Origin of the sequence: Tianweitania populi, assembly GCF_014652875.1 — a bacterium.
GTDB classification, from domain to species: domain Bacteria; phylum Pseudomonadota; class Alphaproteobacteria; order Rhizobiales; family Rhizobiaceae; genus Tianweitania; species Tianweitania populi.
In genome coordinates, this window is sequence record NZ_BMZQ01000002.1 from 19,564 (window position 1) to 33,083 (window position 13,520).

The following is a 13,520-nucleotide window of genomic DNA, read 5'->3' on the forward strand; positions in this document are numbered from 1 at the left end:
CAATTTATCTTAAGCTGTTTCCGGCCACCGTTGTCGCGCAGCGGAGCCGATTTGCGTTGCTCCATACAGCCGGGAGGTCTCATGCGCTTCGCCAATGCGTCACCGCTTTCCCCTGCGCTCTTCGCGGCTGTAAGTATCCTGATGATCGCCTTTCCAGACTTCAGCCAGGCGCAGACCAAAGTGATTACCAAAATTGCGGTGGAAGGCAGCTTTCCGCCCTTCAACTATGTCGACGCGGACAACAAACTTCAGGGCTTCGACGTCGAGATTGCTCGCGCGCTTTGCGAGACTGCAAACCTTTCGTGCGAGTTCATCATCCAGAAATGGGATGACATGATCCCGAACCTAAACGCGCGCCATTACGATGCTATCGTTTCCTCGATGTCGATGAGCGAGGAGAGACAGAAGCTCGTTGCCTTCACGAACAGCTATTATTCCAGCCCTTCGGTTTTCGTCGTCCGCAAGGAAAGAGAAATGCCTGACTTCCAGTCGAGGTCTCTGGGTGGCCTTGCTCTTGGCGTCACTCTGGATACGGTGCAGGCAGCTTACGTCGCCGAGTTCTTTCCCGATGCAAAGGTGACGATCTTCCCCTCATCGCCTGACCTCTACAAAGGGCTCGCGGAAGGAAGCATCGACGTAGCCTTCGAGGACAAACTTGCGATCTACGACTGGCTGACAAACACAAAGGCGGGTGGCTGCTGCGAGTTCAGAGGCAACGACATCATCGATCGCAAATTTTTCGGCGACGGTGCCGGGATCGCCATCCGCAAGGCAGATGACGACCTCCGCGCAAAATTCAACACTGCACTGGCCGAGATCTCTTCGAACGGAACCTACGACGCTATCAACGCCAAATACTTTCCGTTCAGCATTCGATAAGGGTGAACTGCGTCGCGAAGGTGCAGTCTTGGCAACCAAATCAGCTTGGCTGAGCGCTTAGGAACCAACCCCCGCCATCTCGCCACTTGCCATCTGACTGTCGCCACCCGAAAAGGAAACGAACCTGGAGGCGCCGGCGTGTTTCTTTCTGAACGGCATGCAACGATCATCGCAATGGCCAAGGAGAATGGCCGTGTTCTGGTCGGTGATCTTGCTGCGCATTTCAATGTCACTCCGCAAACGATCCGCAAGGAACTGAACGACCTTTGCAACCAGCGCCTGTTGACGCGCACCCATGGCGGTGCACTGTTTCCATCGGGCATTGAGAACATGGAATACGAAGCGCGGCGTCTCATCGCCGCCGCCGAAAAGGATGCGATCGGTCGGGCAGCGGCCGACATCATCCCGAACAATGCATCGCTGTTCGTCAATATCGGCACGACCACAGAAGCTGTTTCGGAAGCTTTGCTCGCTCATAGCGGCCTCATGGTAATTACCAACAACATCAACGTCGCCAACCGGATGCGTGTTTATCCATCGATCGAAGTCATCATCGCCGGGGGCGTCGTGCGCGGCTCGGATGGCGGCATTGTCGGCGAGGCAGCGGTGGATTTCATTCGTCAGTTCAAGGTCGATTATGCCGTGATTGGCGCATCCGCGATCGACCATGATGGAGCGTTGCTGGATTTTGATCTTCGCGAAGTAAAGGTGGCGCAGGCAATCATTGCCAACGCGCGCCATGTCATCCTTGTGGCCGACGCCACCAAGCTGGAGCGCACTGCGCCCGTAAGGATCGGGCAACTTGCGCAGGTCGACACCTTCATTACCGACCGATGCGACGTCGAAGCCTTACGCACGATCTGCGCCCAAAACGATGTTCGCCTTGTCGAGACCGCCACCAGATAAGCTGACATAGTGTTTGACATTCGTTTGAGTTTGAAACTAACCTTCACTTACTTTCGTTATGGCGCGGAATAAGCATCAGGCGGGGGTTGGAGGAGCTCTTTCAGCGGCGGGCGGATGTACGACATCCTTGTCATCGGCGGTGGCGTTAACGGCTGCGGAATTGCCCGCGATGCCGCAGGACGTGGCTATTCGGTGCTGCTTGCGGAAATGAATGACCTCGCCAGCGGCACGTCTTCTTGGTCTACCAAGCTCATCCATGGCGGCTTGCGCTATCTGGAACATTACGAGTTTCGGCTGGTACGCGAAGCGCTGATTGAGCGCGAGGTTCTGTGGCGGAATGCGCCGCACATCATCTGGCCGATGCGCTTCGTGCTGCCTCATGCTCAGGGCCTTCGGCCTGCCTGGCTGATCCGCCTCGGGCTGTTTCTCTACGACAATCTGGGTGGCCGCCGCTTGCTACCCCCTACCGGCACGCTCGACATGCGCAGCGATCCAGCCGGACTTCCGTTGAAGCCCGGGTTTGCAAAAGCGTTCGAATATTCGGACTGCTGGGTCGACGATGCCCGTCTGGTTGTCCTGAATGCGCGAGACGCGGCTGATCGCGGCGCTGAGATTCTGACCCGCACCAAAGTGGTGCGCGCCGTGCGTGATGGAGACCACTGGCGCGTCACGCTCAGAGACACGATCAGTGGCGAAACGCGTGACATCACGGCTCGCCTGATCGTCAATGCGGCGGGTCCTTGGGTCGATCGTGTCATCGCCGATGCGCTGAACGTTCCGGAAAAGCACCATGTTCGGCTGGTTCAGGGCAGCCACATCGTGGTGCGCCGAAAGTTCAGCGACCCGCGCGCCTACTTCTTCCAGAACCGCGATGGGCGGATCATCTTCGCCATTCCCTATGAGACCGATTTCACGCTGATCGGCACGACGGACCGTGATTATACCGGTGAGCCCGGCTCGGCCGCGATATCGCAGGAAGAGACCGACTATCTCTGCGCAGCCGCCAGCGAATATTTCCGTGAGCCTGTTCGGCGCGGAGACATTGTGTGGACTTATTCCGGTGTCCGGCCGCTCTACGACGATGGTGCATCCAAGGCGCAGGAAGCGACGCGCGACTATGTTCTGAAATCCGAAGGTGGACCGGGGCAAGCGCCGCTCGTGAACATCTTTGGCGGCAAGATCACGACTTATCGTCGATTGGCGGAGTCGATGCTGCAAAAAATTGAGGCGCTGATCGGTCGTAAGGGCAGCGCCTGGACGGCGACGGCACCGCTTCCAGGCGGCGATTTCCCGGTTGAGGGCTTCGATAAGGAGGCCGACCGGCTTTTGCGTGATTATCCGTTCTTGGCTTCGAACGGCGCTCGACGCCTGTCGCGGCTTTACGGAACGCGCGCCCTAAGCTTCCTCGGCAATGCAAATGACGCTGCTGATCTGGGCCAAGTGTTCGGCCACGGCTTGACGGAGGCTGAGGTTCGGTACCTGATGGATCAGGAATGGGCGCTCACGGCGGAAGACGTCCTTTGGCGCCGCACCAAGCTCGGCTTACACTTGGAGGAGCGCCAAGTGGCGGCCCTCGAGTACTTTATAAGGACGACCGCTAAGCGATATCGACCCGCAGCGGAATAGAGCAAGACGGAGGGAGGCCGGAATGCTCGAAATCAGAAACGTCTCGACGCTGGTGGGTGGCCGAACGCATATCGATGGCGTTTCGATCAACCTCGAACGTGGCACGCTCAATGTGCTGCTTGGCCCGACCCTTTCGGGCAAGACTTCGTTGATGCGCCTGATGGCAGGGCTCGACCGACCGACATCGGGCCAGGTGCTTGTTGATGGCAAGGACGTCACTGGCGTTCCGGTACAGAAGCGCAACGTCGCGATGGTGTACCAGCAGTTCATCAACTACCCCGCGATGACGGTCTACGAAAACATCGCTTCGCCGCTGCGTGTCGCCGGAAAGGACAAGGGCGCCATCGACAAGGCGGTCCGCGACGCTGCCGCCCTGCTGAAGCTGACGCCCTATCTGGACCGCATGCCACTCAGCCTGTCCGGCGGTCAGCAGCAGCGAACGGCTTTGGCACGAGCGATTGTCAAGAATGCCGAGCTGGTGCTGCTCGACGAGCCGCTGGCCAATCTCGACTACAAACTTCGCGAGGAACTTCGGGCCGAACTGCCCCGCCTTTTTGCCGCGACTGGCGCCGTCTTCGTTTACGCGACCACTGAGCCACACGAGGCGCTGCTGCTGGGCGGCAACACGGCCACCCTTTCCGAGGGGCGCATCACGCAGTTCGGGCCGACCGTCGATGTGTTCCGCAAGCCGCTCGACTTGATAACGGCTCGAACTTTCGCCGACCCGCCGCTGAACACGCTGGCCGTGCAAAAGGTAGGCACCCGTCTTGAGATCGAGGACGGACCCGCCTTGCCTCTGCCGCCGAATGCGAATGGCACAGCGGACGGCAGCTATACGATCGCCATCCAGCCGCACCACCTCTCGCTGTCGACACCCGCTGGAGAGGCCATCGCGCTCAAAGGCCGCGTTTCGATCGTGGAGATCACCGGTTCCGAAAGCTTCGTGCATCTCGATTTTTCCGGCACGCGCTGGGTCATGCTTGCTCATGGCATCCACCAGTTCGAGCAGGGCGACGAGGTCACGTTCTGGCTCGAGCCGCGCCACATCATGGTCTTCGACGCATACGGACGGGCAGCGACATCGCTGGCGGAGGCTGCGTAAAACGATGGCACGCATCGACCTTGACCATATCCGGCACGCATACGGGGCACGGACGCAGAAGCCGGCTCAATATGCGCTGAAAGAGGTGCATCACACCTTTGAGGACGGCGGCGCCTATGCCCTTCTCGGGCCATCCGGATGCGGCAAGACCACGCTGCTCAACATCATCTCCGGTCTGGTGCAATCATCCGAAGGGCGCATCCTATTCAACGGCCGCGACGTGACGCCGCTGTCGACCCAAGAGCGCAACATTGCCCAAGTGTTTCAGTTTCCGGTCATCTACGACACGATGACGGTCTACGACAATCTGGCCTTCCCGCTGCGAAACCGGGGTGTTGCCGAGCGGGAGGTGGACCGCACGGTTCGCGAGATCCTAGCCATGATCGACCTGGAGAGCTGGACCAACCGCAAGGCACGTGGACTTACGGCCGACCAGAAGCAGAAGATTTCGCTCGGCCGCGGCCTCGTGCGTGCCGATGTCAACGCCATCCTGTTCGACGAACCGCTGACGGTCATCGATCCGCACATGAAGTGGGTTTTGCGCTCGCAGCTCAAGCAACTCCACAAGCGCTTCGGCTACACGATGGTCTATGTCACGCACGACCAAACCGAGGCGCTGACCTTTGCAGACCAGGTCGTCGTGATGTTCGAAGGCGAGATCGTTCAGATCGGAACGCCAGCCGAACTTTTCGCGCGGCCCGAGCACACCTTTGTAGGCTACTTCATCGGCTCACCCGGCATGAACGTTCTGCCTGTGACTTTGGAGGGCGGGACGGCGCGGATTGGCACCAACGAAATCCAACTGCACACCGCGCCAACCCAAGCTCCAAACGGCACGATTGAACTCGGCATCCGGCCTGAATTCGTGCGGATCGGGCGCGAGGGGATGCCTGCTACGGTTACCAAGGTCGAGGATGTCGGCCGCCACCGTATCGTGCGCGCCAAAGTGGAAGGGCACGAGGTTGCGGCGATCCTTGGCGAGGACGACGAAATTCCAGCCGAGCCTCGGATGATCTTCGACCCGGCCGGCATCAATCTCTACGCCGACAACTGGCGGGTGGAAACGGCGCGATGAACAAGACCTGGAACAACAAGGCTTGGTTCATGGTGCTGCCCGTTCTTTTGCTGGTGGCGCTCTCGGCGGTCATTCCGCTGATGACGGTAGTCAACTATTCGGTCCAGGACACGTTCGGAAACAACCAGTTCTTCTGGGCGGGCACGGAATGGTTCCAGGAGATGCTGACCTCAGACCGGTTCTGGGCCGCGATGGGTCGCAATCTGATGTTTTCGGCCATCGTGCTCGCGATCGAGATTCCGCTCGGCATCGTCATTGCTTTGAACATGCCGAAGTCCGGGTGGGGCGTGCCGGTATGCCTTGTCTCGATGGCTTTGCCGCTCCTCATTCCCTGGAACGTTGTCGGCACGATCTGGCAGGTCTTCGGGCGTGTTGACATCGGCCTGCTCGGCTATTCGCTGCGCCAGATTGGTATCGACTACAACTACGTCAACGATCCATTCGACGCCTGGGTAACGGTGATCGGCATGGATGTATGGCACTGGACCAGCCTCGTCGTTCTGCTTTGCTATGCGGGCCTCGTCTCGATACCGGATGCCTATTATCAGGCTGCGAAGATCGACGGCGCTTCGCGATGGGCCGTATTTCGCTACATCCAGCTGCCGAAGATGAACCGCGTCCTGTTGATTGCCGTGCTGCTGCGCTTCATGGACAGCTTCATGATCTACACCGAACCGTTCGTGGTCACCGGCGGCGGACCGGGCAACGCGACGACCTTCCTGTCGATCGATCTGGTCAAGATGGCGGTTGGCCAGTTCGACATCGGCCCTGCGGCGGCTATGTCGATCATCTACTTCCTGATCATTCTGCTCATGTCATGGGTCTTCTACACGGTCATGACCAACTACGATGCGGAGCGGTGACATGAACGACACCGTATCGCGCGTTAATCTGGCCGGCACGGCAGCACCATCGCTTGCAGCCTCGGACAAGCTCGCCCGTTCGATGCGCCGACGCGGCGACGAGAGCCGCTTCTGGTGGCTGGTTCCCTTGCTCTACATCCTGTTTCTGATGCTGCCGATCTACTGGCTCATGAACATGAGCTTTAAGACGAACCAGGAGATCCTCGGCACATTTTCGCTGTGGCCACAGAGCCCAACGCTTCGGAACTATCAGGTCATTCTGACAGACCCATCCTGGTACAAGGGCTACATCAACTCGATCATCTACGTGGTCATGAACACGGTAATTGCGGTGACAGCAGCCCTGCCCGCCGCCTATGCCTTTTCCCGCTATCGGTTCCTCGGCGACAAACACCTGTTCTTCTGGCTCCTGACCAACCGCATGGCGCCGCCGGCGGTGTTCGCCTTGCCCTTCTTCCAGCTTTATTCAGCCTTCGGACTCATCGACACGCACATCGCGGTAGCGCTCGCGCATTGCCTGTTCAACGTGCCGCTAGCGGTGTGGATCCTGGAAGGCTTCATGTCGGGCGTGCCGAAGGAGATCGACGAAACCGCCTATATCGACGGCTACTCTTTTCCGCGCTTCTTTGTGAAGATCTTCATGCCGCTGATTGCGAGCGGCGTCGGCGTCGCAGCGTTCTTCTGCTTCATGTTCTCTTGGGTCGAACTGTTGCTCGCCCGCACACTGACGACCACCGAAGCCAAGCCGATCTCCGCGATCATGACGCGCACGGTTTCCGCTTCCGGTCTCGACTGGGGCGTCCTGGCGGCAGCAGGAGTTCTGACCATCATCCCCGGTGCTCTCGTGATCTGGTTCGTTCGAAATTACATCGCCAAGGGCTTCGCCCTTGGTCGAGTTTGAGCGGAGGGTTTGACCATGAACCTTTCCTGGATGGCATGGACCCTGCCGACCGCAGCCTTTTTCGTCACGATCCTGCTTCTGCTGGTCGGGATGGCAGCCTGGGAATACGCATCCCCCGGCGGCAATCCGCGCGTCGGTATCCTGCGCTTCGAGACGACGCGCGGCGACCGGCTCTTCGTCTCGCTGCTCGGCAGCGCCTTCATCCATCTCACATGGCTCGGGCTGATCGGCCCCAATCTGTGGTGGGCACTCGCTCTTTCGGTGGTTTACGCGATCGGCGTCTTCCGTTTCGTCTGAGGGAGGACTTGTGGTTCCGGCTGGAGGGCCGGAGCTAAATGCTAGGGAAGTGAACTCGTCGCTTTTTCCAGGGAGGAACGAACATGCGACTGAATTTAGTGGCTTCCAGCAGCGCGCTTGTGCTGCTTTGCGGCTTGGGCACCGCCCATGCCGGTATGGATGAGGCGAAAGCCTTCCTTGACACCGAGATCGGCGACATGTCGACGCTCGACCGTGCCGCACAGGAAAAGGAGATGCAGTGGTTCGTGGATGCGGCCAAGCCCTTTGCAGGCATGGACATCAAGGTCGTTTCGGAAACACTGACAACGCATGAATACGAATCCAAGACGCTGGCCAAGGCGTTCTCGGAAATTACGGGCATCAACCTGACCCACGACCTCATCGGCGAGGGCGATGTCGTCGAAAAACTGCAAACACAGATGCAGTCGGGCGAGAATGTGTACGACGCCTATGTCAACGACAGTGATCTGATCGGCACGCATTGGCGCTACCAGCAGGCACGCTCGCTGACCAAGTGGATGGCGAACGAAGGCAAGGACGTCACGAGCCCGACGCTGGACCTTCCCGACTTCATCGGCACCAAGTTTACCACTGCGCCTGACGGAGATCTGTACCAGCTGCCCGACCAGCAGTTCGCAAACCTCTACTGGTTCCGCTACGATTGGTTCAACGACGAGAAGAACAAGGCCGACTTCAAGGCGAAGTATGGCTACGACCTCGGCGTTCCCGTAAACTGGTCCGCCTATGAGGACATTGCCGAGTTCTTCACCGGCCGCGAGATCGACGGCAAGAAGGTCTATGGCCACATGGACTACGGCAAGAAGGATCCGTCGCTCGGCTGGCGTTTCACCGATGCCTGGCTTTCAATGGCCGGCAATGGTGACAAGGGCCTGCCGAACGGTCTTCCGGTCGACGAATGGGGCATCAAGGTAGACGAGAACTCGCGCCCCGTCGGCTCCTGCGTGGCTCGCGGCGGCGACACGAACGGCCCGGCTTCGGTTTATGCCATTCAGAAATATCTCGACTGGATCAAAGCCTATGCACCGCCGGCGGCACAAGGCATGACCTTTGGTGAGTCCGGTCCCGTACCGAGCCAGGGCGAAGTGGCCCAACAGATGTTCACCTACACGGCGTTCACAGCCGATTTTGTCAAGCCAGGCCTGCCAGTGGTGAATGCGGACGGCACACCGAAATGGCGCTTTGCCCCCTCGCCCCACGGCGTCTACTGGAAGGATGGCATGAAGCTCGGCTACCAGGACGTGGGCTCCTGGACCCTGCTGAAGTCGACCCCTGATGATCGCGCGAAAGCCGCCTGGCTCTATGCACAGTTCGTTACCTCGAAGACCGTGGACGTGAAGAAGAGCCATGTCGGTCTCACGCTCACCCGTGAGTCGACCATTCAGCACAAGTCGTTTACCGACCGCGCTCCCAAGCTTGGAGGCCTGATCGAGTTTTACCGTTCGCCTGCGCGTGTCCAGTGGTCGCCTACCGGTACGAACGTCCCAGACTATCCGAAGCTTGCGCAGCTTTGGTGGCAGGCGGTCGGCGACGCCTCGTCAGGTGCCAAGACCGCGCAGGAGGCGATGGACTCGCTCTGCGCCGAACAGGAAAAGGTCATGGAGCGTCTCGAGCGTGCGGGCGTTCAGGGCGACTTCGGGCCGAAGATGGCCGAGGAGCACGATCTCGAATACTGGAACAAGGACGCGGTCGCCAAGGGTAACCTCGCTCCGCAGCTCAAGATCGAGAACGAGAAAGAAAAGCCGATGACCGTCAACTACGACGAGCTGGTGAAGAGCTGGCAGTAATCGCCTCGGCTTGAAAGCAAAACGGGCGGGCGAGCGATCTCCCGCCCGTTCCTTGGCAGCGGTGCGAACCGGACAAGAGCATGAAAAAGCATATCCTCGCTATCGACCAAGGCACGACATCGTCTCGCGCGATCGTCTTCGACACGAAGATGGACATCGTCGCAGCCGGACAGAAGGAATTCGAGCAGCACTATCCACAATCCGGCTGGGTCGAGCATGACCCGGAAGACATCTGGGGTACTGTTGTCTGGTCAGTAAACGAGGCGCTCAACACTGCCAGGCTGAAGGCGGACGACGTCGCTGCGATCGGCATCACCAACCAGCGCGAGACCGTCGTGATCTGGGATCGCGCGTCGGGCAAGCCGATCTACAACGCGATCGTCTGGCAGGACCGGCGGGGAGCGTCGTTGTGCAGGACGTTGCGGGAAGAAGGGTTCGAGCCGGCCTTCTCCCAGAAGACAGGTCTGCTGCTCGATCCGTACTTTTCCGGCACCAAGATCGCTTGGCTGCTGGACAATGTTCCAGGTGCGAGAGAGCGCGCCGAGCGGGGTGAACTGGCTGCGGGAACGATAGACACGTTCCTGATCTGGCGCCTGACCGCTGGCAAGGTTCACGCAACAGATGCGACCAACGCGTCACGCACATTGATCTACAACATCGTTGAGAACCGATGGGACAAGGAGTTGCTCGATATCTTGGGCATTCCAGCTTCGCTGCTTCCTCAGGTGCATGATTGCGCCGCTGACTACGGCTTGACCGACAAGTCGCTGTTTGGAGTGGAAATACCGATCCTCGGCGTCGCCGGCGATCAGCAGGCCGCCACGATCGGGCAGGCATGCTTCGAGCCGGGAATGATCAAGTCGACCTACGGCACGGGCTGCTTCGCCGTCCTGAACACAGGCAAGGAGATCGTGCGATCGGAGAACCGGCTCCTCACCACCATCGCCTACCGGCTGGACGGTGAAACCACGTATGCCCTCGAGGGCTCGATCTTCATCGCGGGCGCGGCAGTGCAATGGCTGCGCGACGGCGCCCGGATGATCTCGAAGGCAGCCGACGCTGGGGAACTCGCCGAACAGGCAGACCCGACCCAGACAATCTATTTCGTCCCCGCCTTCGTCGGCCTCGGTGCGCCGCACTGGGATGCGGACGCACGAGGGGCGATCTATGGGCTCACCCGTAACACCGGTCCGGCCGAATTTGCGCGGGCCACGCTCGAATCCGTCGCATTCCAGACCCGCGATCTTCTCGATGCGATGCACAAGGATTGGAAGTCTAGCGGAACAAACACGGTGCTGCGCGTCGATGGCGGCATGGTAGCTTCTGATTGGACCATGCAGCGGCTTGCGGACATCCTGGATGCGCCCGTCGATCGTCCGCGCATTTTGGAAACCACCGCGCTGGGTGCAGCCTGGCTGGCCGGCAGCCGATCCGGCTTGTGGCCAAGAGAAAAGGGTTTCGCGGACAGCTGGGCACTGGAACGACGGTTCCAGCCGATCATGGAAAACGGCGTGCGGCTGAAGGCAATTAACGGCTGGCGTGACGCCGTAAAGCGCACGTTGTCAGATCCGGTGCCCCAAGACTGACTCCACTGCAGGAAAGCAAAAAGCTGCCTGTCCGCCTCCCACCAAGTTCATCAACGCAAAGGACCTATCGACCGCCGATCGCCCCGATCATGCGTTTGACGGCTGGCGGTTCAAAGCGCTTGTGTGGTATAATCGCCATGAGGACATGGCCTGCGACCAGAACCGCCAGCGTCCACGCGAGAGAACCGTGGAGCCAATCGGCAGGTTCAGTCAGCCAAGCGATCTTCTGTCCTGTTTGCGGAACAAGTCGAATTCCCCAAAACTCGTACCCTTTTCCGCTTCCATAGGCGCGCGTCAGGGCCAGGAACGGAACTGCGAACATGAGCATGTAGAAGATGCCGTGAACGAGGCTGGCGACCCTTCTTCGAAAGGATTGATCCGGCGATTGGCGACAACGCCAGCTTGCAACGGTCCAGGCAATGCGCGGCATCAGCAGGGCGAGAACCAGAACGCCGACGGTGCCATGCGCAGGGCCGAGTTGTGATACCGTCCGCATAACAGTGCCGTCCCCCAGCACACGCCAGCCCACAAGCGTGACGAACTGCCAGACCAAGAGGTAGGCCATGGCCCAGTGCAAGCATCGGCTTATCAGCCCATAGCGCTCCGGCGTGTCGAGCCATTTACTGTTTTGCATCGGTCGTTTCCCACTCACGCGCTCAGATGCTCGAACAGGATCGATGCGCCAAGCACCACCAGAGCGATGCCCGCCACGCCTTCAGCGAGCCTGCCGAACCGTTCAACGATGAGGCGCCCGACCAGCATCCCGCCCGATGCCATAAGGAAGGTGGCCAAGCCAATCGCAACTGCGATCACAACTACGTTGACGTCGAAAAACGCCAGCGACACGCCCGAAGGGTATGGCATCCGGGCTGTTGCCGATCGCGATCGCAAGCAGAACGGTCATGGATCGCACGGCGGTTGCTTCGCCCTCCTTATGGGACAGGGCAGAGAACACCATGTGGAGACCGACGACGGCCAGTATTGCAAACGCAATCCAGTGATCGACGGCTTCGACGAAGCTGCTGGCAGCCAGACCCGCGAACCATCCGATGATCGGCGTGATCGACTCCACAGCACCGAACACTGCGCCGGTTCGGAGCGTTTCCCAAACCGGGGCTGACCGATTGCGGCGCCGCGTCCGACCGAACCGGCAAAGGCGTCGACCGACATGCTGACAGCGACCGATGCGACGGTAAATGGCGACGAAAACACCGCCTCAAGGACAAACGAGAACAGGCTCCGTGCTCACCCGTCCGCTGTAGGTGCATGCAAGCACGGTCTTACTTTCCAGGTCAGGTCGAACACGCCACGCGCTGATGCGCGATTCTCTGGCGCGCTGCCGTTCACAAGAGGTCGCTAGTTCCGATACGCATCACCCAGCTTCGGCAGTGCAGAAAGTCAGACCATAACAGCAGCTTAGAATGTTTATGGCGCAGTCTCCCGTCTTGGTACCTTCGCAGTCCCATCCGCCCTGTGCTCCGTCGGCCCAAAGCGGATGGACACCAGCTCTGGACATCCCTGTGGGCACAAGTTGCGGCAAGCCGATACGACACGAGGGAGCGTCGCTTCGAACAGCTGGATTTCTGCGGATTTCGTGAACCTGGAAAGCAGTTTGGCTGGGGAACCTGGATTCGAACCAGGACTAACGGAGTCAGAGTCCGTGGGTCTACCGTTAACCTATTCCCCAGCAGGCGAAAGAGGATGGCTTGGCCGGTCCGTCTTTGCGAGGCGCGTTATGTCGGTGATAGCAGGTTGTGTCAAGTGGAAAGGCGGCGGCTTATTTCGGGGTTGTGCAATACCCACAAGGGTCTCTTTAGCCGACCGTCGGGCGGAGCCGACACGCTAGGTAAGCGCGTCGGAACCCGGTCTTAGGGCAGGAAGCCGAAAACGACTGCCAGGGTGAACACAGCGGCTGCCGTGAAGACCGTGTAGGCGGCTGCCTGTGAGAGGCTGAACGGACGCGCCTTCAAGGGACGTGTGGCGGGTGCGAGGTCGGTAATCAGGGCCATCGGTTGTCTCCTTAGGCTCGCAGGCGTTCAACGAACAGCGTGCGCATCAAAGTGGCCGCGTCGGCATAGGTGACCTGCTGGTCGCTCAGCGCTCCGTCCTCCTGGGTAACCGCGCGCACTGTTTCGAGCGTGCGCGTCGGCAGAAGGTCGGTGCAATCGCGCATGCGACCGAACACGGCGCTGATGCCCACTGCGCGGCCGTCGAACTCGACTTCCGGTTCGGCCAGATCAGGCGCCCATTCCTCGTAGGCATGGATCGCATCGTCGAAGGCTTGATGCAGAAAGATCGGGGCGTGCCCTTCATGAAGCGCGGGAAGCACAGTCGTCATCGGTCTGTCCTCAGCTTGATGGCAAGATGCCGGTTCAGTTCAGAGCGTCAGATCACTGGTTCGAGGGAAAGGTTAACGCGGACGGATCGGGAAAGTTGTTTCATTTTTCGGCCGCAAGCAGAAACATCTTCCTCAAGAATGA

The 13,520-nt window shown here is 59.7% G+C and carries 14 protein-coding genes, 1 tRNA gene and 1 pseudogene; 10 read left to right on the forward strand and 6 right to left on the reverse strand.

Annotation, left to right across the window (positions count from 1 at the left end; translation table 11 throughout):
• Positions 1–81 precede the first annotated feature (81 nt).
• From IE166_RS09420 to glpK, 10 genes are all read left to right on the forward strand, one after another.
• The gene (locus IE166_RS09420) at positions 82–879 is read left to right on the forward strand and encodes a transporter substrate-binding domain-containing protein (protein ID WP_189503346.1); all 798 of its coding nucleotides are present in this window, start codon (positions 82–84) and stop codon (positions 877–879) included.
• 138 nt (positions 880–1,017) lie between these two features.
• The gene (locus tag IE166_RS09425) at positions 1,018–1,785 is read left to right on the forward strand and encodes a DeoR/GlpR family DNA-binding transcription regulator (RefSeq protein ID WP_189503347.1); all 768 of its coding nucleotides are present in this window, start codon (positions 1,018–1,020) and stop codon (positions 1,783–1,785) included.
• 114 nt (positions 1,786–1,899) lie between these two features.
• Positions 1,900–3,411, forward strand: coding sequence for a glycerol-3-phosphate dehydrogenase (gene glpD / locus IE166_RS09430; RefSeq protein ID WP_189503348.1), 1,512 nt, complete (start codon positions 1,900–1,902; stop codon positions 3,409–3,411).
• 22 nt (positions 3,412–3,433) lie between these two features.
• Positions 3,434–4,513 (forward strand): ABC transporter ATP-binding protein, encoded by a 1,080-nt coding sequence (locus tag IE166_RS09435; protein ID WP_189503349.1) that lies wholly within the window; start codon positions 3,434–3,436, stop codon positions 4,511–4,513.
• A gap of 4 nt (positions 4,514–4,517) precedes the next feature.
• Positions 4,518–5,588 (forward strand): ABC transporter ATP-binding protein, encoded by a 1,071-nt coding sequence (locus tag IE166_RS09440; protein ID WP_189503350.1) that lies wholly within the window; start codon positions 4,518–4,520, stop codon positions 5,586–5,588.
• Positions 5,585–6,451 carry a carbohydrate ABC transporter permease gene (locus tag IE166_RS09445; protein WP_189503351.1) on the forward strand — a complete coding sequence of 289 codons (867 nt, stop codon included), beginning with the start codon at positions 5,585–5,587 and terminating at the stop codon, positions 6,449–6,451. Before IE166_RS09440 ends, IE166_RS09445 begins: the two co-directional genes overlap by 4 nt.
• 1 nt (position 6,452) lies before the next feature.
• Entirely contained in the window at positions 6,453–7,352 is a 900-nt protein-coding gene (locus IE166_RS09450) for a carbohydrate ABC transporter permease (protein ID WP_244641431.1), read from the forward strand.
• Positions 7,353–7,367: 15 nt separating this feature from the next.
• Positions 7,368–7,649, forward strand: coding sequence for a DUF2160 domain-containing protein (locus IE166_RS09455; RefSeq protein ID WP_189503352.1), 282 nt, complete (start codon positions 7,368–7,370; stop codon positions 7,647–7,649).
• An 83-nt stretch (positions 7,650–7,732) separates the two neighbouring features.
• Positions 7,733–9,454, forward strand: a complete 1,722-nt coding sequence (locus tag IE166_RS09460; protein WP_189503353.1) for an ABC transporter substrate-binding protein — start codon at positions 7,733–7,735, stop codon at positions 9,452–9,454.
• Between the two features lie 80 nt (positions 9,455–9,534).
• Positions 9,535–11,040, forward strand: coding sequence for a glycerol kinase GlpK (gene glpK, locus IE166_RS09465; protein ID WP_189503354.1), 1,506 nt, complete (start codon positions 9,535–9,537; stop codon positions 11,038–11,040).
• 64 nt (positions 11,041–11,104) lie between these two features.
• Here glpK and IE166_RS09470 read toward each other — a convergent pair whose 3' ends face one another.
• The 6 genes and pseudogenes from IE166_RS09470 to IE166_RS09490 form a co-directional block, all read right to left on the reverse strand.
• Entirely contained in the window at positions 11,105–11,674 is a 570-nt protein-coding gene (locus IE166_RS09470; RefSeq protein ID WP_189503355.1) for a cytochrome b, read from the reverse strand.
• A gap of 14 nt (positions 11,675–11,688) precedes the next feature.
• Positions 11,689–11,904: a manganese efflux pump gene (locus IE166_RS20850; protein WP_308430518.1), complete on the reverse strand. Its 216-nt coding sequence runs from the start codon at positions 11,902–11,904 to the stop codon at positions 11,689–11,691.
• Between the two features lie 43 nt (positions 11,905–11,947).
• Positions 11,948–12,124 (reverse strand): annotated as a pseudogene (locus IE166_RS20855) (manganese efflux pump); the annotation flags it as partial.
• 529 nt (positions 12,125–12,653) lie between these two features.
• Positions 12,654–12,727: transfer RNA gene (locus IE166_RS09480), tRNA-Gln, on the reverse strand.
• Between the two features lie 181 nt (positions 12,728–12,908).
• Positions 12,909–13,049, reverse strand: a complete 141-nt coding sequence (locus IE166_RS09485; RefSeq protein ID WP_189503356.1) for a hypothetical protein — start codon at positions 13,047–13,049, stop codon at positions 12,909–12,911.
• Between the two features lie 11 nt (positions 13,050–13,060).
• Complete coding sequence (locus IE166_RS09490; protein ID WP_189503357.1) at positions 13,061–13,378, reverse strand: BRA0787 family protein; 318 nt, start codon at positions 13,376–13,378, stop codon at positions 13,061–13,063.
• Positions 13,379–13,520 lie beyond the last annotated feature (142 nt).